The 18,682-nt window shown below is 73.0% G+C and carries 19 protein-coding genes and 1 other RNA gene; 16 read left to right on the top strand and 4 right to left on the bottom strand.

What is annotated here, in order from left to right; genetic code table 11:
- Window positions 1-19 precede the first annotated feature (19 nt).
- From ftsX to ssrA, 12 genes are all read left to right on the top strand, one after another.
- Window positions 20-928: a permease-like cell division protein FtsX gene (gene ftsX, locus NCI01_RS12970; RefSeq protein ID WP_254181901.1), complete on the top strand. Its 909-nt coding sequence runs from the start codon at window positions 20-22 to the stop codon at window positions 926-928.
- 122 nt (window positions 929-1,050) lie between these two features.
- Complete coding sequence (locus NCI01_RS12965; RefSeq protein WP_254181900.1) at window positions 1,051-2,301, top strand: M23 family metallopeptidase; 1,251 nt, start codon at window positions 1,051-1,053, stop codon at window positions 2,299-2,301.
- A 52-nt stretch (window positions 2,302-2,353) separates the two neighbouring features.
- A complete protein-coding gene (gene smpB / locus NCI01_RS12960) occupies window positions 2,354-2,833 on the top strand; it encodes an SsrA-binding protein SmpB (protein WP_254181899.1) in 480 nt (159 codons plus the stop codon).
- Window positions 2,834-2,841: 8 nt separating this feature from the next.
- Window positions 2,842-3,717, top strand: coding sequence for an amidohydrolase family protein (locus NCI01_RS12955; RefSeq protein ID WP_254181898.1), 876 nt, complete (start codon window positions 2,842-2,844; stop codon window positions 3,715-3,717).
- A 223-nt stretch (window positions 3,718-3,940) separates the two neighbouring features.
- The gene (locus tag NCI01_RS12950) at window positions 3,941-5,074 is read left to right on the top strand and encodes an ROK family transcriptional regulator (RefSeq protein ID WP_254181897.1); all 1,134 of its coding nucleotides are present in this window, start codon (window positions 3,941-3,943) and stop codon (window positions 5,072-5,074) included.
- 44 nt (window positions 5,075-5,118) lie between these two features.
- The gene (locus NCI01_RS12945) at window positions 5,119-6,408 is read left to right on the top strand and encodes an extracellular solute-binding protein (RefSeq protein WP_254181896.1); all 1,290 of its coding nucleotides are present in this window, start codon (window positions 5,119-5,121) and stop codon (window positions 6,406-6,408) included.
- A 92-nt stretch (window positions 6,409-6,500) separates the two neighbouring features.
- Window positions 6,501-7,460, top strand: coding sequence for a carbohydrate ABC transporter permease (locus NCI01_RS12940; protein WP_254181895.1), 960 nt, complete (start codon window positions 6,501-6,503; stop codon window positions 7,458-7,460).
- Window positions 7,457-8,296, top strand: a complete 840-nt coding sequence (locus NCI01_RS12935) for a carbohydrate ABC transporter permease (RefSeq protein WP_254181894.1) — start codon at window positions 7,457-7,459, stop codon at window positions 8,294-8,296. Before NCI01_RS12940 ends, NCI01_RS12935 begins: the two co-directional genes overlap by 4 nt.
- The gene (locus NCI01_RS12930) at window positions 8,293-9,726 is read left to right on the top strand and encodes a glycoside hydrolase family 3 protein (RefSeq protein ID WP_254181893.1); all 1,434 of its coding nucleotides are present in this window, start codon (window positions 8,293-8,295) and stop codon (window positions 9,724-9,726) included. Before NCI01_RS12935 ends, NCI01_RS12930 begins: the two co-directional genes overlap by 4 nt.
- A gap of 2 nt (window positions 9,727-9,728) precedes the next feature.
- Window positions 9,729-10,640 carry an ROK family protein gene (locus tag NCI01_RS12925; protein WP_254181892.1) on the top strand — a complete coding sequence of 304 codons (912 nt, stop codon included), beginning with the start codon at window positions 9,729-9,731 and terminating at the stop codon, window positions 10,638-10,640.
- Between the two features lie 9 nt (window positions 10,641-10,649).
- Entirely contained in the window at window positions 10,650-12,407 is a 1,758-nt protein-coding gene (locus NCI01_RS12920; RefSeq protein WP_254181891.1) for a hemolysin family protein, read from the top strand.
- A 69-nt stretch (window positions 12,408-12,476) separates the two neighbouring features.
- Window positions 12,477-12,847, top strand: a transfer-messenger RNA (tmRNA) gene (gene ssrA / locus NCI01_RS12915).
- 79 nt (window positions 12,848-12,926) lie between these two features.
- Here ssrA and NCI01_RS12910 read toward each other — a convergent pair.
- Entirely contained in the window at window positions 12,927-13,643 is a 717-nt protein-coding gene (locus NCI01_RS12910; RefSeq protein WP_254181890.1) for a transporter substrate-binding domain-containing protein, read from the bottom strand.
- A 106-nt stretch (window positions 13,644-13,749) separates the two neighbouring features.
- Between NCI01_RS12910 and NCI01_RS12905 the strand changes: the two genes are divergently transcribed.
- The 3 genes from NCI01_RS12905 (at window position 13,750) to NCI01_RS12895 (ending at window position 15,545) form a co-directional block, all read left to right on the top strand.
- On the top strand, window positions 13,750-14,448 hold the full coding sequence (locus NCI01_RS12905) for a type 1 glutamine amidotransferase domain-containing protein (RefSeq protein WP_254181889.1): 699 nt from the start codon (window positions 13,750-13,752) through the stop codon (window positions 14,446-14,448).
- A 120-nt stretch (window positions 14,449-14,568) separates the two neighbouring features.
- Window positions 14,569-15,054: a DUF5994 family protein gene (locus NCI01_RS12900; protein ID WP_254181888.1), complete on the top strand. Its 486-nt coding sequence runs from the start codon at window positions 14,569-14,571 to the stop codon at window positions 15,052-15,054.
- 2 nt (window positions 15,055-15,056) lie between these two features.
- The gene (locus NCI01_RS12895; RefSeq protein WP_254181887.1) at window positions 15,057-15,545 is read left to right on the top strand and encodes a GNAT family N-acetyltransferase; all 489 of its coding nucleotides are present in this window, start codon (window positions 15,057-15,059) and stop codon (window positions 15,543-15,545) included.
- Here NCI01_RS12895 and NCI01_RS12890 read toward each other — a convergent pair.
- Window positions 15,536-16,408 (bottom strand): cobalamin-binding protein, encoded by an 873-nt coding sequence (locus NCI01_RS12890; protein WP_254181886.1) that lies wholly within the window; start codon window positions 16,406-16,408, stop codon window positions 15,536-15,538. The genes NCI01_RS12895 and NCI01_RS12890 overlap by 10 nt on opposite strands.
- A gap of 140 nt (window positions 16,409-16,548) precedes the next feature.
- Here NCI01_RS12890 and NCI01_RS12885 point away from each other — a divergent pair, with 140 nt between their 5' ends.
- The gene (locus NCI01_RS12885) at window positions 16,549-17,196 is read left to right on the top strand and encodes a fasciclin domain-containing protein (RefSeq protein ID WP_254181885.1); all 648 of its coding nucleotides are present in this window, start codon (window positions 16,549-16,551) and stop codon (window positions 17,194-17,196) included.
- A 62-nt stretch (window positions 17,197-17,258) separates the two neighbouring features.
- Here the strand turns inward: NCI01_RS12885 and NCI01_RS12880 are convergent, their stop codons facing one another.
- Both NCI01_RS12880 and NCI01_RS12875 read right to left on the bottom strand, forming a co-directional pair.
- On the bottom strand, window positions 17,259-17,963 hold the full coding sequence (locus tag NCI01_RS12880) for an excalibur calcium-binding domain-containing protein (RefSeq protein WP_254181884.1): 705 nt from the start codon (window positions 17,961-17,963) through the stop codon (window positions 17,259-17,261).
- An 84-nt stretch (window positions 17,964-18,047) separates the two neighbouring features.
- Window positions 18,048-18,662 (bottom strand): MSMEG_6728 family protein, encoded by a 615-nt coding sequence (locus tag NCI01_RS12875; RefSeq protein ID WP_254181883.1) that lies wholly within the window; start codon window positions 18,660-18,662, stop codon window positions 18,048-18,050.
- Between the last annotated feature and the right edge of the window lie 20 nt (window positions 18,663-18,682).

The raw sequence follows: 18,682 nt of genomic DNA, 5'->3' as shown, positions 1-18,682 counted from the left end.
GAATCGAGACCCCCACTCCATGCAGCTGCGCTACGTCTACTCCGAGCTCGGCCAGGGCCTGCGACGCAACCTGACGATGCACCTGGCGGTGATCCTCACCCTGGTCGTCTCGCTGACGCTGGTCGGCATCGGCCTGCTCTTCCAGCAGCAGGCGACCCGGGCGGCCGAGCACTTCGGCAACCAGCTCCAGATCACGGTCTACCTGTGCCGGCTCAACGACTCCAACCCGGTCTGCCCCAACCCGGTGACGGAGGCGCAGAAGACGGAGATCGAGGCCGTGGTCGAGGCCAACCCGGAGGTCGCGGACTATCGCTTCGAGTCCGGCGAGGTCGCCCTGGAGAAGGCCAAGGAGCTCTACGGCGAGGAGCTGTTCTCCGGCGACAACCCCGCGCTGACCGCCGAGGACATGCCGCAGACCATCTGGATCACGCTCGAGGACCCCGAGCAGTACGAGGGCATCAGCAGCGCCGTGCAGGGCCTCGACGGCGTCTCGCGGGTGCGTGACCTGCGCGAGCAGGTCGGCCCGATCCTCGCCACGATCACCAAGATGCGCACGTACGCCCTCGGCACGGCCGGCCTGCTCGTGCTCGCCGCCCTGCTGCTGGTCGCCAACACGATCCGCCTCGCCGCGTTCGCGCGCCGCAAGGAGATCGGCATCATGCGGCTCGTCGGCGCCTCGACGCTCTACATCGCGCTGCCGTTCCTCCTCGAGGCGCTCGTCACCGCTCTCGTCAGCGTCGCCCTCGCCGGCGGGGCCCTGGCGGCGTTCCTGCGCTTCGCGATCGGGGACCTCGCGGACAACCTGCGCTTCGTGCCGTGGATCGGCTGGGACGAGTTCTGGGTCGCTTTCGGAGCGATCGCGATCCTCGGGCCCGTGCTCACCTTGCTGCCGACACTCGTGTTGACGCGCAAATACCTCAAAGTCTGAGCAGCGGGGGTTAGCGTCTAGGCGTCTCGCCCGCCGTCACGTCGGGAGGGGCACCCTTCCCCGCTTCCCCGACGCAAAGGCTTCCCCCGGTGCGTACCTTCCCCCGTGCCGCTCATCGACGCATGGCCGCAGCACTCGTCGCGGTCATGGCCCTGGGCGTGTCCGCTGCTCATGCCGACGACCTCGACGACAAGAAGAACAAGGTCGAGCGCGAGCTCAAGGGCGCGCACCAGGACCTCGACGAGTCCAGCGCCCAGCTGCGCAAGGCCGCCGCGCGCCTCGAGGCGGCGCAGCAGCAGCTCGACGTCGCCAAGACCCGCCTCGCCACGGCCCGCGGCAAGGTGGAGGTCGCCCGCGAGCGCGACGCGCAGATGCAGGCCGAGCTGGCGAGCGCCGAGGCCGAGCTCGCCGCCGCCGAGGCCGCCCTCGCCCAGGGGCAGGTCGACCGCGACGCCCAGCGCGAGAAGGTCGCCAGCACCGTCGCCGACATGTATTCCGAGGGCGACCCCGAGCTGATCGCGTTCTCCTCGCTCATCGACGCCGAGTCGACCGAGGAGCTCACCCGCCGCGACGGCGTACGCGACGTCGTCATCGGCCAGGAGGCGCGGGAGTACGACGAGCTGAAGGCCTCGGAGGTGCTCCTCGAGGTGCGCCAGGACCAGGTCGCCGAGGCACGCGACGCCGTGGCCGTGAAGCGGGAGGCCGCCGCCGAGCACCTCGAGCTGATGCAGGCCCTCGAGGCCGAGGAGCAGGCGGCCAAGGACTCCGTGGTCTCGCTCGTCATCGAGCGCCGCGACGCCCGGGCCGGGGCGAGCGCGGCCCGCGCCAAGGACCTCGCCAAGCTGCGCAAGCTCGAGCGGGAGCAGCAGCAGATCGAGGAGATGCTGCGCAAGCGCGCCCTCGCCGCCCTGCGACGCCAGCGCGCCGCCGAGGCCGCCAAGGCCGCCTCGGCGCGGTCGCAGGCCTCCACCCCGAGCCCCGGCCTGCTGGCCTACCCGGTCGACGGCTACGTCACCTCGCCGTTCGGCTACCGCACCCACCCGATCTACCACTACTGGGGCCTGCACGACGGTGTCGACTTCGGCGGCGGCTGCGGCACCCCGCTGCGGGCGGCCGCCCCGGGCAGGGTCGTGTCGTCCTACTTCAGCGGCGTCTACGGCAACCGGCTGGTGATCGACCACGGCGTGCTCGGCGGCAAGGGCGTCGCCACGATCTACAACCACGCCAGCGGCTACAACGTCGGCGTCGGCGACCAGGTCCAGCAGGGCCAGGTCATCGGCTTCGAGGGCAGCACCGGTTGGTCCACCGGCTGCCACCTCCACTTCACGGTGATGGCCAACGGCCAGGCCGTGGACCCGATGAACTGGCTCTGAGCGCCGTCCACCTCGGTCGATCCGATTGGACACGCTCTGGGAGAATGGACCCATGGCGAAGGAGCAGGGCCAGAAGATGGTCGCGCAGAACAAGAAGGCGCGCCACGACTACCACATCGAGGACACGTGGGAGGCCGGCCTCGTCCTGATGGGGACCGAGGTGAAGTCGCTGCGCCAGGGTCGCGCGTCGCTGGTCGACGGGTTCGCCGAGATCGACAACGGCGAGGCCTGGCTGCTCGGGGTGCACATCCCGGAGTACAGCCAGGGCACGTGGACCAACCACTCGGCCCGCCGGCGCCGCAAGCTGCTGCTCAACCGGTCGGAGATCGACAAGATCGAGCGCAAGCTCACCGACAAGGGCTACACGGTCGTGCCGCTGTCGCTCTACTTCAAGGACGGCCGCGCCAAGGTCGAGATCGCCCTCGCGAAGGGCAAGAAGTCCTACGACAAGCGCCACACGCTGGCCGAGCGCACGGCCAACCGCGAGAAGGTCGAGGCGGTCCAGCGCCGGCTCAAGGGCCACCGGGACTGAGGGCGGGCTTGACCCCCGTCGAGTTCGCCCGGGCCCTCGGCCTCCCGGGCCTCATCGACCTGCACACGCACTTCCTGCCGCCGCGGGTGATGGCGAAGGTGCGCGCCCAGTTCGACGCCGCCGGGCCCCTCATCGGCCGGCCGTGGCCGCTGCACTACCGCGACGACGACGACGTACTCGTCGACGTGCTCCGCTCCTTCGGCGTGCGGCGCTTCACCGCGCTGCCCTACGCCCACCGGCCCGGGATGGCCGAGTTCCTCAACGACTGGGCCGCCGGCTTCGCGGAGCGGGTGCCCGAAGCCGCCGTGTGCGGCACGTTCTTCCCCGAGCCCGGCGCGGCGTCGTACGTCGCCTCCCGCACCGCCGACTCCTCCCACCGGGTCGAGGTCTGGAAGGTGCACGTGCAGGTCGGGGCCTTCGACGTCACCGACCCGCTGCTCGACGAGGCGTGGGGGATCGTCGCGGACGCCGGGACGCCCGTGGTGCTCCACGCCGGCAGCGGACCCGTCGCGACCGAGCACACCGGCCCCGCGCCGGTCGCCGCGCTGCTGGCGCGACACCCGCGGCTCCGGCTGGTGATCGCGCACGCCGGCGCCCCGGAGTACGCCGAGTTCCTCACGCTGGCCGAGTCCCATCCCCGGGTCGCGCTCGACACCACGATGGCCTTCACGCCCTTCTTCGAGGAGATGGGCGGCGCCTACCCGGGCGACCTGCTGCCCCGGCTGCGCGACCTCGGCCTGGCCGGCCGGGTCCACCTCGGCAGCGACTTCCCCAACATCCCCTACCCCTACGTCGTCCAGCTCGAGGCGCTCGAGCGGCTCGACCTGGGGGAGGAGTGGCTGCGCGCCGTGTGCTGGGACAGCTCGGCCGCCCTCCTCGGCTGACTCCCGCCCGGTCGAGCGGTGCGCGAGGGGGATCTCGCGTCGCCGAAACCCTCCTCAGGCACCGCCCGGCGGCACGCCGTACGCCGACGCGCCAGCGGGGGTGGCCCAAGCGGATTGCGGAGCGACGGGATCCTCCTCAGCCACCGCTGGTGGTCTGGACCACGGCTCAGGGGCATCAGGGCGCTCTTGACGGCGGATATGTAAGTGCGCTGAACTAACTAATGTGACCCCGCACACGCCCGTCGGCCGCCCGCTCCGTCCCCGGGGCAAGCTGCTCCAGGAGGACGCCCGCCGCCACCACCGCTCGCTGCTGCTCCAGCAGCTCTTCCGCGATGGCCCGGCCAGCCGCGCCGACCTCGCCCGCTCGAGCGGCCTGACCCGGGTCACGGTGTCGGACCTGGTGGGGGAGATGCTGGCCGAGGGCTTCCTGGCCGAGCTGGGCGCGCCCGCGGAGACCCGCGTCGGCAAGCCGCCCACGCTCGTCGGCCTCGCGCCCGACTCGCACCACATCATCGGCCTCGACCTGTCGGAGACCGACCGGATGTCGGGGGCGGTGGTCAACCTCGCCGGCACCGTCCGGGCGCGCCACGAGGTGCACGTCGACGGCGCCGAGGGCGAGCAGGCGGTCGAGCTCGTGCTGGGACTGGCCGCGGAGCTGATGGCGATGACGGACCGGCCGGTCCTCGGCGTGGGCGTCGGGAGCCCGGGCGTGGTCGACGCGACCGGCACCGTCGTCGACGCGCCCAACCTCGCGTGGACCGACACCCCGCTCGCCGAGCGCCTGGCCCGGGCGCTGGACGTCCCGGTCTTCGTCGCCAACGACGCCAACACGGCAGTCCTGGGCGAGCACACCTTCGGCGAGTCGGGTGACGGCGGCCTGATGGTGCTGCGGGTCGGCACCGGTGTGGGCGCTGGCCTCGTCCTCGGCGGGTCGCTGCTCCACGGCCACCTCGGCGCCGCCGGCGAGATCGGCCACGTGGTGGTCGACCCCGCGGGGGAGCGCTGCGCGTGCTCGCGCACCGGCTGCCTGGAGACCCTGCTGGCCGCGCCCCGCCTGAGGCGCCGCGTGGCCGAGCCCGGGGCGGACGGCCCGGCCGTGCTCGCCGAGGTCGGGACCCGGCTGGGTGAGGTGCTGGCGCCGGTCGTCGCCGCGCTCAACCTCCACGAGATCGTGCTGAGCGGCCCCGCGGAGCTGCTCGACGGACCGTTGCTCGACGCGACGGACCGGACCATCCGCGAGCGGACGATGCCGATCAGCTCCACGGGACTGGCCGTCCGCACCTCCAAGCTCGGCGAGGACGTCGTGGTCGTGGGAGCGGCCGTGCTCGTGCTCGCCGGGGAGCTGGGCGTCTCGTGAGCGCCTCCAACCCACCTGAAGAGATCGATGGAAGGAAGACTGTGGTGCGCATCAAGAAGTCACTGACCGGGGTGGCGGTCGCCGCGCTCGCGCTGACGACGCTCGCCGCGTGCGGCAGCGATGACGACGGATCGTCCACCGACGACGGCGGCGCCGAGTCGGCCGACATCCGCGTCTGGCTCAACGGCACGGACACCCCGCAGGAAGCCCGCGACTGGCTGAAGAAGACCTTCGAGGAGGACAACCCGGGGTCCACGCTGACCATCGAGCAGCAGGAGTGGGACGGCCTCGTCGAGAAGCTCACCACTGCGCTCTCCAGCGAGTCCGAGACCCCCGACGTGGTCGAGATCGGCAACACGCAGGCGCCGACCTTCACCTCCGCCGGCGCCTTCTCGCCGCTCACCGACGAGCTCGACGACCTCGGTGGCGACGACCTGCTGCCCGGCTTCGTCGAGGGCGCCACGGTCGACGGGGAGACCTACGCCGTGCCCTACTACGCCGGCTCGAAGTACATCTTCTACCGCAAGGACCTCTTCGAGAGGGCCGGCCTCGAGGTGCCGACCACGCTCGACGAGTTCGTCCAGGCGGCGATCACCCTCAAGAAGGACAACCCCAAGCCGGCCAACTTCTCCGGCTTCTGGTTCCCCGGCCAGGACTGGCGCAACGGCGCCGCCTTCATCTGGTCCGCCGGCGGCGACCTCGCCGTCGAGGACGGCGGCGAGTGGACCGGTTCGCTGTCCTCGCCCGAGTCCGTGGCCGGGCTGGAGATGGCGCAGCAGCTCTTCGCCGAGGCGTCCGGTGCCCCCAAGGACGGCAACGAGGCCGACCCGTGGACGCCGTTCTGCGCGGGTGAGGTCGGCATGATGTCGACGCCCGGCTGGGTCAAGGGACTCCTCGAGGACCCCGAGACCGGCTGTCCCGACGGCCACGCCAAGCAGGTCGGCGTCTTCGCGCTGCCCGGCCCGGACGGCGATCCCGCACCGGTCCTGCTCGGTGGTTCCGACATCGCCATCGCGGCCAAGTCGGCGCACCAGGACCTCGCCCAGGAGGCGGTCGAGCTGATGCTCAGCGAGGACTACCAGACGCTGATGGCCGACGCCGGTCTCACGCCTGCCCGCACTTCGCTGGCCTCGCTCCTCGGTGACGACGAGTACGCCGAGGCCACCCAGGCCGCCGCGTCCAACGCCAAGCTCACGCCGGCCGCTCCCGGGTGGGCGACCGTCGAGGGCTCGCGGGTGCTCGAGGACCTCTTCAGCGCCATCGCCCAGGGCGGTGACGTGGCGGAGCTCGCCGCCGACGCCGACGAGCAGATGAACAGCCAGCTCAACGGCTGAGGCGTCGACCACAGGTGGGGGCGGCGCCGGCCGCTGCCCCCACCGCGGCACGCCCGCGCCACCACCACACTGGGACCGGAGAGGAGGACGCAGTGAGCAGGACGCTGAGCGACGTGGAGCACCGGCCGGTGACGGACGTCCCGCACGGCCCGGCACCCCGACGCACCCGCACCAGCCCGCTGCCGTACGCCCTCCTCGTCCCCGCGGTGCTCGCCCTCGCGTTGGCGCTCGGCTACCCGCTCGTCCGCCAGGTCGTGCTGTCCTTCCAGGACTTCGGCCTCGCACAGCAGTTCGGCCGGCCACCGGACTGGATCGGCCTGGACAACTACCGCGAGCTGGTCACCGACGGCTACCTGTGGCGGGTCACCGCCCGCTCCATCGCCTTCTGCCTCGTCAACGCGGCGCTCACGATGGCCATCGGCGTGGGCCTCGCCCTGCTGATGCGGCACATGTCGCGCGGCGTACGGCTGCTCGTGCAGACCGGGCTGCTGCTCGCGTGGGCGATGCCGGTGGTCGCCTCGCTCACCGTCTGGCAGTGGCTCTTCGACACCCAGTACGGCGTCGTCAACCACGTCCTCACCGGACTGGGCCTCGACTACGAGGGCCACGGGTGGCTGCTGCGGCCGCTGTCGTTCTTCTTCGTCGCCACCGTGATCGTGGTGTGGATGAGCGTGCCGTTCGTCGCCTTCACGGTCTACGCCGCGCTGACCCAGCTGCCCGAGGAGCTCGTCGAGGCCGCCGAGATCGACGGCGCCGGCGCGGGCTCGCGCTTCCGCCACGTCGTGCTGCCGACGATCCGGCCGGTGCTGCTCGTCGTCGGCCTGCTGCAGGTCATCTGGGACCTGCGCGTCTTCACGCAGATCTACATCCTCCAGGAGGCGGGCGGCAGTGCGCGCGACACCAACCTGCTCGGCACCTACATCTACCGGCTCGGCATCGGCGGCGGGGAGTTCGGCATGTCGGCGGCGGTGGCGATCTTCATGCTCGCCCTCACCGTCGTGCTGACCGCGCCCTACGTGCGCGCCATGCTCCGACAGGAGGGCGAGACATGAGCCGCCCGACCCCGCGCGCGCTGCGCACGACCGCCAACACCGTGGGCGTGATCGCCTTCCTCGTCGCGGCCTTCCCGGTCTACTGGATGGTCAACAGCTCGTTCCTCGCCCGCAACGAGATCCGCAGCCCGACCCCGACGTGGGTGCCCTTCGGCGGCGACCTCGACAACTACCGCACCGTCTTCGGCACCGACCAGTTCCTCGACGCGCTCAAGGTCAGCCTCATGGTGACCGGCCTGACGATCGCCGTGGCGCTGCTCTTCGCGTTCGTCGCCGCGGTCGCGGTGAGCCGGTTCCGCTTCCGCGGCCGGTTGTCCTTCGTCGTCACCTTGCTGGTGATCCAGATGATCCCGGTGGAGGGGCTGTTCATCAGCCAGTACAAGATGCTTGAGGCGATGGACCTGCTCAACACCGTCGTCGGGCTGACCCTGGTCTACGTCGCCGGCGTGCTGCCCTTCACCATCTGGACCCTGCGCGGCTTCGTCGCGGGAGTGCCCTACGAGCTCGAGGAGGCCGCGATGATGGACGGGTGCTCGCGCCCCCAGGCGTTCTTCCGCGTCACCCTCCCGCTGCTCGCTCCCGGCCTCGTCGCCACCGGCGTCTTCGGCTTCATCCAGGCGTGGAACGAGTTCACGCTCGCGCTGGTCGTGATGACGCGTGAGGACCAGCGCACCCTGCCGCTGTGGCTCTCGACCTTCACCGACGTCAACCGCGGCACCGACTGGGGCGGCATCATGGCCGGCTCCACGCTCATCGCGGTGCCCGTCATCATCTTCTTCCTCGTCGTGCAGGGCCGGATGGTCAGCGGACTCACCTCAGGTGCCGTGAAGGGATGAACATCACCGAGGACACGCGCACGTTGGCGCTGCGGGTGCTGCTGCCCGGCTTCACCGGTACGACGTTGCCCGCCGCCTACCGCGAGCTCCTCGAGGCGGGGCTCGGCGGCGTCTGCTACTTCGGCTCCAACACGGCCGACGGCCCCGGGGCCCTCGCCGCGCTGAGCGCCGCCATCCGCGCCGCCAACCCCGGCGCCGTGATCGCGGTGGACGAGGAGGGCGGCGACGTCAGCCGGCTGCACACCCGCGAGCCCAGCCCGGTGCTCGGCGCCGCCGCCCTCGGCGGGGTCGGCGACCTCGAGCTCACCGAGGCGGTCGGTCGCTGGGTGGGCCACGAGCTCGCCGCCGTCGGCGTCACCCTCGACCTGGCCCCGGACGCCGACGTCAACAGCGACCCCGACAACCCGGTCATCGGCACCCGGAGCTTCGGCGTCGACCCCGAGCAGGTCGCCGCCCACGTGGCCGCCTGGACGCGGGGGCTCCAGTCGACCGGTGTCGCGGCCTGCGCGAAGCACTTCCCCGGCCACGGCGACACCGCCACCGACAGCCACCTCGACCTGCCCCGCATCGACGTCGACCCCGACACGCTCGCCGCGCGCGAGCTGGTGCCGTTCGACGCCGCGGTCGAGGCGGGCACCGCGGCGGTGATGACGTCCCACATCGTCGTACCGGCCCTCGACCCCGACCGTCCCGCGACCCTGAGCCCGCTCGTCCTCGGCATGCTGCGCGAGGTGCTCGGCTTCGACGGCGTGGTCGTCAGCGACGCGCTCGACATGGCCGGGGCCTCCGCCGCGCTGGGCATCCCCGAGGCGGCCGTGCAGGCACTCGTCGCCGGGTGCGACCTGCTCTGCCTCGGCCCCGACAAGCCGGCACCGCTGGTGCTCGAGGTGCGCGACGCCATCGTCGCGGCCGTCGAGTCCGGGCGCCTCGACCGGGAGCGGCTCGTCGCCGCGGCCGGTCGCATCACGGCGATGCGGGTGACCCCCACCGCGACCACGCCCGAGGTCGCCGACGCGACGCGTCAGGCCGGTGCGGCGGCGTCCGCGATCCGCGTCGACGGCGACCTGCCGGACCTCGCCGGCGCCGTCGTGGTCAGCGTCGAGACCGTGGCCAACATCGCGGTCGGCGACGTCGCGTGGGGCATCGCGCCGGACCACCGCCTCGACCCGGGAGCGCTGGCCGGCGGGCTGCCGGGCGAGGTGCCCGACGACGTACCCGTGGTCGTGCAGGTGCGCGACGCGGCCCGGCGGCCCGAGGTGCTGGACCTCCTGCAATCGGTCGCGGCGAGCGGTCGCCCGGCGGTCGTCGTCGAGTGGGGCTGGCCGTCACCCCACGGCACGGGCCTCCCCGCCATCAGCACGCGCGGCTCGTCCGCACCGGGCGTCGCCGCCGTCACCGAGCTGCTGCGAGGGGCCGGGTGGAGGCGGTGAGCGTGGCACGGGCGGGGATGCGGGCCGTCGGGCTGGACATCGGCGGCACCAAGACGCACGGCGTCGTGCTCGGCGAGGACGGCACGATCCTGGCCCAGGTCAGGGAGTCCACGCGTCCCGGCGCCGACGGCGTGGTCGCGACCGCCCAGCTGGTCTTCGAGGCCCTCGCGCGCCAGAGCGGCGGGACCCTGGAGTGCCGCGTCGGGGTCGGTGTCCCCGGCCTGGTCGACGGGGAGCGCGGCATCCTCCGGCATGCGGTCAACCTGGGCGTCAACGGCGACGACCTGCCCCTGCGCGACCTGCTGTCCGCACGCCTGGGGCTCGAGGTGGTCGTCGAGAACGACGTCAACGCCGCCGCCCTCGCCGCCACGACGCTCGTCGGCGCGGACGACGTGGTCTACCTCAGCGTGGGCACCGGACTGGCGGCCGGGCTCGTCGTCGACGGCCGGCTGAGGCGTGGCGAGCACGGAGCGGCCGGCGAGATCGGCCACCTCCCGGTCGATCCCGCCGGCGAGGCCTGCGGCTGCGGGCAGACCGGCTGCCTCGAGACCATCGCGTCGGGCCGGGCGCTCGCCCGCGCCTGGCCCACGCCCGGTGGCCCGCCGGCCGCCGCACTCTTCGCGGCCGCCGCCGCTGGCGACCCCGCGGCCGTGACCGTGCGCGACCGCTTCTGCTGGGGCGTGGCGAGCGCGGTCCGCGCGCTCGGGCTGACCATCGACCCCGAGCGCATCGTGCTGGGCGGAGGCGTCGCCGAGGTCGGGGAGCCGCTGCGGGAGCAGGTCGTGCGCCAGCTGCGCACGCTGGGGGAGGGCTCACCCTTCCTCGCCTCGCTCGGCCTCGCCGACCGGCTCAGCATCGTCCCGCTCCACTACCCCGTCGCCGCGGTCGGGGCCGCATTGGTGGCCGCTCGGTAGGTTGTCGCCGTGGAAGCCGGTACGTGGATCGACGTCCTGCTCGTGCTCGCGTTCATCCTGGTGGGCGGTGTGTTCGCCGCGACCGAGATCGCGCTGGTGTCGCTGCGCTCCGGCCAGGTCGAGCGTCTCGACACCCAGGGCGGGCGTGGGCATGCGGTCGCCACCCTCGCCCGCGACCCCAACCGGTTCCTCTCCGCGGTGCAGATCGGCGTCACGGTGGCGGGCTTCTTCTCCGCCGCCTTCGGCGCCTCGACGCTCGCTCCCTCCTTCGCGCCCGTCTTCGAGGGCATCGGCGCCCCGGCGCCCGACACGGTGTCGCTGGTGGTCACCACCCTGGTCGTGTCCTACCTCTCGCTGGTCCTCGGCGAGCTCGTCCCCAAGCGGCTCGCCCTCCAGCGCTCGGTCGGGGTCGCCAAGCTCTTCGCCCCGCCGCTCGGCAAGTTCGCCACCGTGATGACGCCGGTGATCTGGCTGCTGTCGCTCTCGACCAACCTGCTCGTCCGCCTCCTCGGCGGCAACCCCGACGCCGCCGGCGACGAGGTCGACGAGGAGGAGCTGCGGATGATGATCTCCGGGCACGAGGACATCCCCGAGGGGGAGCGCCGGCTCGTCGACGACGTCTTCGAGGCCGGCGACCGGTCGCTCAGCGAGGTGATGAAGCCGCGCGGCGACGTCGTCTTCCTGGCCGGGGACCTCACCCTCGCCGAGGCGGTGGCGGTCATCGTCGACCAGCCGTACACGCGCTACCCGGTGACCGGCGAGTCGTTCGACGAGGTGCTCGGCTACCTCCACCTGCGCGACGTGCTCGGTCGCGCGGACGACCGCTCGACGACGGTCGCCGACATCACGCGGGAGCTGCCCGTGCTGCCGCGCACCAACCGCGTCCTGCCCTCGATCGACCAGCTGCGCAGCCTCGGCGCTCACATCGCGCTGGTGGTGGACGAGTACGGCGGCACCGACGGCATCGTCACCCTCGAGGACCTCATGGAGGAGCTCGTCGGCGAGATCCACGACGAGTACGACACCGACGCCGCGATCGCCGCTGCCGCCGACCCGACGACCGTCGACGCCGGCCTGACGATCGAGGAGTTCGCCGAGCGCACCGGCGTCGCCCTCGAGGACGGCCCCTACGAGACCGTCGCCGGCTACGTCCTCCACCGCCTCGCGCGCATGGGCGAGCTCGGCGACTCGGTGGTGGTCGAGGACCGTCGCCTCGAGGTCGTGGAGCTCGACGGTCACCGCATCACGCGCGTACGCCTCCACGCCGCGCCCGCGCGGACGGGCGAGCCGGGGGAGCAGCCGGGCGGTCCGACGCCCCAGCAGCAGACCTTCGCCGCCCACTTCGCGACGTGGGGCCTCTTCCTGCCCGACGACGCCGTCGCCACGCACCGCGACGGCCACCTCAAGGGCCAGGGCTGGTCGGTCCGGTTCCGCTGGCGCGACGACGGCACGCTCCTGGTGCGGGCCGACCACCGGATGACCGACGAGCGGATCTACGCGATCGCGCCCGACGGCAGCGACGTACCGGCCGGCATCGAGGCGCCGCACGCCGGCGTGTTCGCGCCCGCTGGCGCCACCGAGGCCGAGAAGGCCGACGCGAAGGCCAGGCACGCGGCTGCGTGGACCGAGCACGCGCAGGCCGTCCACGCGGCCGGGCTCGACTTCGACCACGACGTCCCGGGCGACCTCGCGGTCGGCAACGAGCACCAGCTGTGGCGCCTCGACGACGACGTGTGGCACTCCGAGCCGCTGCGGCCGGCGGAATAGGGTTGGCCCCCTGTCGGTTGGGACCAGTAGGCTGGAGCCGCGGGCTCGGGCCTGCTTGACAACACAAGAGGGGCTGATCGGTTTCGACTTGGGACGTTAGTTCCAGGGGAAGCGGGTCGAGAAGCCAGCGTCATCTCGTAAACGACCGCTGGAAAACCATAGTTGCCAACACCAATCGCAACGACTTCGCTCTCGCTGCCTGAGCAGTGATCGAAGGGTCTGACCGGGCACCCGTCTCCGTCCCGGACCCAGGCCTCATCTAGGAGACTCGCTGGTCACTCTCTGTCAGGAGGGGTGACCGGGACTTGATCCTGACTGGGCCTGTCGGCGACCTGTCTGTGGGAGCGCCGGGGCCGAGAAAAGCGACATCACTGACTGCACCCGGAGAAGACCTGGATCGACGCTCGAGGACCGGGGTTCGATTCCCCGCAGCTCCACGCGCGCAGCCCTCTTGACGACAGCCGTCCCGACACCCGTCGGGGCGGCTGTCGTGCGTCCGGGCTCCGTGCGCCGGTCCGGCTAGGCGGGTGGGGCGACCGTCGCGTCGCTCCGACCGGAGCGGTGCAAGGAGCGGGCGACGAAGCCGGTGGCCTTGATGTCCTCCACGAAGGTGCGCAGGAACGCGACCGTCTCCGCGCTGCGGGTGCGCGTCGTGCCGACCGCCTGCCGGATCTCCATGAAGTGCGGTTCGAGGAGTCGGTGACCGGGGTGGTCCGCGACGAAGTCGACGACCGGCTGCCTGATCCCGGCCGCGACCTCGAGCCGCTGCTCGACGAACACCGACGTCCCGTCGCCGCCACGGACCACCTCCGCACGGGCCAGGGTGCGGGAGAGGAACAGGTCGTAGGCGGATCCCTGCTTGACGCCGACGCGGACCCCCGGCCGGTCGACGTCGGAGCTCGAGGTGAGGGTCGATTCCGTCGGGACCGCGAAGACTCCCTCGATCACGGCATAGGGCGCGGTGAACGCGACCGTCTCCTCGCGGGCGGGGTCGACGGCGAGGAAGCAGATGTCGGCCCGTCCCGTGGCCATCGCCTCGAACGAGTCGCGGGCGGCGTCGAAGCAGACCAGCTCGACCGGGATGCCGAGCCGCGAGCCGAGCTCGCGTGCGATGTCGACGGTGACGCCTTCCGGAGCCTCGGGCGTGCCCTGGGCCAGGACCGGGTTGCCGAGGTTGATCGACGCACGCAGGGTGCCGGTCGGTGCGAGATCGCCGGTGATGTCCACGAGTCGCATGGTGCCAGCAGTCTGTTCGCGCTCGTCGTGCCGGCGACCACCTCGTGGGTAGCGTCGGGGACGTCGCCGTACGGCGCCCGAGCCCCCGCATCGAGGAGTACCCCCCATGTCCAAGATCCTGATCGTCCTCACCGGGTCCGACCATTGGACCCTCAACGACGGGACCAAGCACCCGACCGGCTTCTGGGCCGAGGAGCTGCTGGCCCCCCTGCAGGTGTTCTCCGACGCCGGGATCGACGTCGACCTCGCCAGCCCCGAGGGCCGGACGCCCGTCGTGGACGAGGGCAGCCTGGCCCCGGACGCCATCGGCGAGGAGGAGTCGGCGAAGCAGCGCAAGGCCCTCGACGCCCTCGCGGGTCGCCTCGAGTCGCCGCTGGTCCTCGCCGACGTCGACCTCGACTCCTACGACGCCGTCTTCGTGCCCGGCGGCCACGGCCCGATGGAGGACCTCGCCGTCAGCGACGAGCTGGGCCGCATCCTCGTGTCCATGCTCGACGGCGGCAAGGTCGTCTCCTCGGTGTGCCACGGTCCTGCCGGTCTCCTGCCGGCCAGGCGCGCCGACGGCTCCTGGCTGTTCGCCGGGCGCAAGCTGACCGCCTTCACCGACGCGGAGGAGGAGCAGGCCGGGCTGGCCGACAAGGCGCCCTGGCTGCTGGAGTCCCGCCTGCGCGAGGCCGGCGCGACCTTCTCCTCGGGGGAGGCGTGGGCGCCCTTCGTGGTGGTCGACGACAAGCTGGTGACCGGGCAGAACCCGGCGTCCAGCACCGAGGCCGCGCAGAAGGTCGTCGGACTGCTCACGTCCTGATCCGGGTCTCGGCCGGTCGGCGTGCCGTCCGGCGGTCACCGCCCCCGGCTAGGCTCCCTCGTGACTGACCGGCGAGGTGGTCTCCGCGCGGAGGCCGGCCCCCGGTCGAGAGGCGGATGCATGCCGACGGCCGACGACGAGACAGCGCCCGACGACGTCTCGCCCCGTGACCTGCTGCGCCTCCGCATGGCGGCGCACCGCGACGCCAACCACCTGGACGGGGGCTGGTGGCCCCGGAGCCGTGACCTGGCGGTGGAGCTCGCCGACCTGGTCGACCGCTTCCCGGACGGGTTCGGTCGCGTCGTCCACGCGATGGTCTCGCCGGCCGACTGGGACCGCGTGCCCCACGCCGTACCCGCGGCCGGTGGTCTCGTGACCGTCGGCTCGCTCGAGCGTGACGACGTCCACCAGGTCGACCTCACGACCTCCGACGACGTCGTGCTCCGCGTCCTCGTCGTGCCGCCCGGGCTCACCGACTACCAGGGGGCAGAGGCGCTGCTGGCCGCGGCCACGGCGGGCAACGCGCACTCGGCCCGCGACCTGCTCGACGAGGTCACCGAGTTCCCCGCCCCCGACCCGATGGACCGCTGGACCGACGGTCCGTGACCATGATCGACCCGACCTCGATCCGCGTCGCACCCCTGACGAGGGCGCACGCGGAGGACCTGGCCACCTGGCGCTACGACCCGCCCTACGACGTCTACGACCTCGCGGGCGCCGACCCCGACGAGCTCCTCGACCCCGCCCTCGGCTTCCACGCGGTGCTGGCCGGCGACCGGCTGATCGGCTTCCGGTCGTTCGGGCCGGACGGCCAGGTCTCGGGCTGGGACTACGACGACTCGGCGCTCGACACCGGGGGCGGGCTCCGGCCATCCCTCACCGGGCAGGGGCTCGGGCGCGCCGTCATCGCGGCCGGCCTCGACTTCGGCCGCGCCACCTTCGCGCCGGCGGCGTTCCGGGTGACGGTCGCGTCCTTCAACGCCCGCGCACGCCGGACCGTGGAGTCCCTCGGCTTCGAGCGGGTCGGCTCGTTCGCCGCGCGGCGCGACGGCCGGCCCTTCGACGTCCTGGTGCGCGCGGAGCCTGCTCAGACCTGACGGCAGTGGGCCGACGACTCGACCGCTCCCGGGTGCAGGATCCCGGCGAGCGCCTCGACCCCGTCCACGAGCCGCGGGCCGGGGCGCGCGAAGTGGCCGTCGGCGTCGACGGCCCACACCGGCACGCCCGGGAAGCGGTCGCGCACCTCCTCGGCGAGCGTCGTGCTGCCGTCGAGGTCGTAGCCGCACGGCGCGCAGACCACGACGTCGGGCCGCGACGCCAGCGCCTCGTCCCAGGTGATGCGGGCCGACCGCGTGCCCGCCACGCCGAGCGCGGGCTCGCCGCCGGCGCGCGCGACCATCTCCGGGATCCAGTGCCCGGGCGCGAAGGGCGGGTCGGTCCACTCCAGCACCAGCACGCGCGGCCGGTCGCGACCGGCGACCCGGTCGGCGACCGCCGCCAGGCGCGCCTCGAGGCCCGCCACGACCTCGGCCGCCCGCTCGTCCGTGCCGGTCAGGCGCCCGACCTCGGTGATCGTGGCCAGCACGTCGTCGAGGGAGTGCGGGTCGAGCGTCGCCACGTCCGCGCGGCACCCCAGGTAGCCCAAGGCGTCGTCGACCGTGCTGACGTCCACGGCGCAGACGGCGCAGAGGTCCTGCGTGACGACGAGGTCGGCGTCGAGCTCGGCGAGCGCCCCGGCGTCGAGCCGGTAGAGGTCCTCGCCCGCGGCGAGCGCCGCGGCCACGAAGTCGTCGATCTCCTGTGGGGCGAGGCCCTCTGGCATGGCCGAGGTCGACACCACCCGACGCTCGCGGGCAGCGGGCGGGTGGTCGCACTCGAAGGTCACCCCGACGACGTCGTCACCCGCCCCGACTGCGAACAGGATCTCCGTGGCCGACGGGATGAGGGAGACGATGCGCATCCGGCGAGCCTAGACGTCGGCGTCGTCGGCGACGCGGCGCTCGCCCGCGAAAAGGGACCGACGCGGGTGCATCCGTCAGGCGGCCCCGGACGGAGAAGGGGGTGACCGCAGCCCGCGGTCACCGACGAGAGGACCGGACCATGACACTTCTCCGCCGCACCACCACAGCACTCGCGCTCGCCCTGACGACGGCGTTGGTCGCGCCGACCGCTGCGGGAGCCGCCGGACCAGACGCCACCGGCACGACCAGCCTGGCCTCCGTGCTGACCGCGGACGGCAACCAGTTCGACCGCGACTGGTACGACTACGACATCGTCACCGAGGCGGTGCTCGCCGTCATTGCCGCCGACACCGACGGGAACAGCCCGGTCCGCCTGCTCGCCGACGGGTCGACCGCCCTGACGGCGTTCATCCCCAACGACCGCGCGTTCCAGGTCCTCGTGAAGGACCTCACCGGCCAGTGGGTGCGGAGCGAGCAGGACGTCTTCGCCGCGGTCGCGGGCCTCGGCCTCGACACAGTGGAGGACGTGCTGCTCTACCACGTCGTGCCCGGCGCCACCATCACGTCCCGAGACGCCGTGCGGTCCAACGGCGCCCAGCTGACGACCGCCCTCGGCCCCACGATCGGGGTCAAGGTGCTCGGGCGCTGGCTCCCGCTGATCGTCCTGCGCGACCAGGACCCCGACGACGTCGACCCGGTCGTGAACCCGTTCGCGCTCGACATCAACCGGGGCAACGCCCAGATCGCCCACGGCATCACGTTCGTCCTGCGCCCGGCCGACCTCTGACCCGGCGGTGCGGGGGCGTCCGGTCGCCTGACCGCGACAGACGCCCCCGCACCGAGTGCCGGCTACCAGCAGCCGGCCCACGCGCCGCGCGCGTGGTCGCGGGCGTCGCCGATCGCGCGCACGTACTCCCGGTGCCGGGCGACGGGCCTGCCGCCGAAGACGTAGGGCCGGGTCCAGCCGTCCCAGGCCTGCCGGAACGAGAGGTCGCCGTAGCCGCCCTGGCGCTGCACGTAGCGCAGCAGCCGGCCGTAGCGGTCCTTCGCGGCCTGCGTCCGGTCGGACACCAGGTGCACGGTCGACCCGACCGGGGCGAGCCTGCGCAGGTTGGCGGTGGCGCCCGCGGCCCCGCAGCCGCCCCGCTCGGGGGTGTCGATGCCGAGCATCCGCACCGAGACGTGGGCCCCGCCGCTGAGCCGCACGCGGAGGGTGTCGCCGTCGGTGACGCGGACGACGTTGCCGGTCTCGCGCAAGGTGACGGCGCCCTGCTGCGCCTGGCCGGAGCCGGTGCTGGCGAGCTGCTGGGGCGCGGTGTTGCCGCGGCCGGTGCACGGGCACGGGTTGGACTCGCAGGCGACGCCGTCACCGTCGTCGTCGAGCCGGTGCGGGTCGCCCGCGCCGGCCTGCAGGAAGAAGCTCTGGGCGGCCGCCTGGCTCGCGAAGTCGCCGCAGTCGCGGTCGACGACGGCGGTCGCCGGAGCCTGCACCGAGGCGGCGAGCCCCAGGGCGACGACGGCGAGCGCGAGCGCACCGACGAGCTGGTGGTGCATGTGTTCCCCCACGGAATCTGGTGTGCTGACACGCAAGCGTCACACCGGGGCGGCCTCGACGTTGGCGGAACGGGCAAGGTCGCGTCAACCGGGGCCCGACTGCCGGCGGGTGGCCCACCCCTTCCTCGCCGCGCGGCTGCGACGGCGGCGGGCACGCTCGGCCTCCTCCAGCAGGCGCTCCGCGGCGCGCTGCTCCCGTCGTACGGCGTTCTCCGCGCGACGCCGTTCGGCCTCGACCACGGCGGGGGAGCGGACCGGCCAGACGTAGGGCAGGTCAGCGGGAGCGTCCGGGAAGCGGGGGCGGTAGAGCTCCGGGTCCTTGCGCACGAGGGCCGACCGGTGGCTGAGGTGCAGCTCGGGGTCGCCGAGCCAGGGAGGCAGCGCGCCCGCGTCGGCGAGCTCGGCCTGCGTGCGGATGGAGCTGACACCGGCCGCGGCCAGGTCCGCGGCGATGGTGGCGGCACAGGTGTCGCCGAAGCCGAGGTCGAGCCACACCTCGCAGCACACCAGGCCGTAGCGGCCGAGTGCCTCCTCGTGGCCCCTCCACATCAGGGCCGCCGGGTGGTTGGCCCAGCCGTAGCCCGCGACCGTGAGGGCGCGGACCACCTGGATCGTCTCGACGCGCTGCTTCCCGAGCCGCTTCTGGTCGAGTGCGCGCGCCGACTCCTCGAAGTCCGGGTAGGGGAGGAACGTCTGCACGCGGTCGAGGCTAGGCAGGG

The organism is Nocardioides pinisoli, from assembly GCF_024199985.1.
Taxonomy (GTDB): Bacteria; Actinomycetota; Actinomycetes; order Propionibacteriales; family Nocardioidaceae; genus Nocardioides; species Nocardioides pinisoli.
The sequence above is the reverse complement of the archived record's forward strand: the minus strand, read 5'-3'. Positions and strand labels throughout refer to the sequence as shown.

What these genes read in the sequence shown, in the direction of transcription:
- ftsX (WP_254181901.1), top strand. Translation starts at nt 20, where the DNA reads ATGCAGCTGCGCTACGTCTACTCCGAGCTCGGCCAGGGCCTGCGACGC.
- NCI01_RS12965 (WP_254181900.1), top strand. Translation starts at nt 1,051, where the DNA reads ATGGCCGCAGCACTCGTCGCGGTCATGGCCCTGGGCGTGTCCGCTGCT.
- smpB (WP_254181899.1), top strand. Translation starts at nt 2,354, where the DNA reads ATGGCGAAGGAGCAGGGCCAGAAGATGGTCGCGCAGAACAAGAAGGCG.
- NCI01_RS12935 (WP_254181894.1), top strand. Translation starts at nt 7,457, where the DNA reads ATGAGCCGCCCGACCCCGCGCGCGCTGCGCACGACCGCCAACACCGTG.
- NCI01_RS12930 (WP_254181893.1), top strand. Translation starts at nt 8,293, where the DNA reads ATGAACATCACCGAGGACACGCGCACGTTGGCGCTGCGGGTGCTGCTG.
- NCI01_RS12910 (WP_254181890.1), bottom strand. Translation starts at nt 13,643, where the DNA reads ATGCGACTCGTGGACATCACCGGCGATCTCGCACCGACCGGCACCCTG.
- NCI01_RS12905 (WP_254181889.1), top strand. Translation starts at nt 13,750, where the DNA reads ATGTCCAAGATCCTGATCGTCCTCACCGGGTCCGACCATTGGACCCTC.
- NCI01_RS12900 (WP_254181888.1), top strand. Translation starts at nt 14,569, where the DNA reads ATGCCGACGGCCGACGACGAGACAGCGCCCGACGACGTCTCGCCCCGT.
- NCI01_RS12895 (WP_254181887.1), top strand. Translation starts at nt 15,057, where the DNA reads ATGATCGACCCGACCTCGATCCGCGTCGCACCCCTGACGAGGGCGCAC.
- NCI01_RS12890 (WP_254181886.1), bottom strand. Translation starts at nt 16,408, where the DNA reads ATGCGCATCGTCTCCCTCATCCCGTCGGCCACGGAGATCCTGTTCGCA.
- NCI01_RS12885 (WP_254181885.1), top strand. Translation starts at nt 16,549, where the DNA reads ATGACACTTCTCCGCCGCACCACCACAGCACTCGCGCTCGCCCTGACG.
- NCI01_RS12880 (WP_254181884.1), bottom strand. Translation starts at nt 17,963, where the DNA reads ATGCACCACCAGCTCGTCGGTGCGCTCGCGCTCGCCGTCGTCGCCCTG.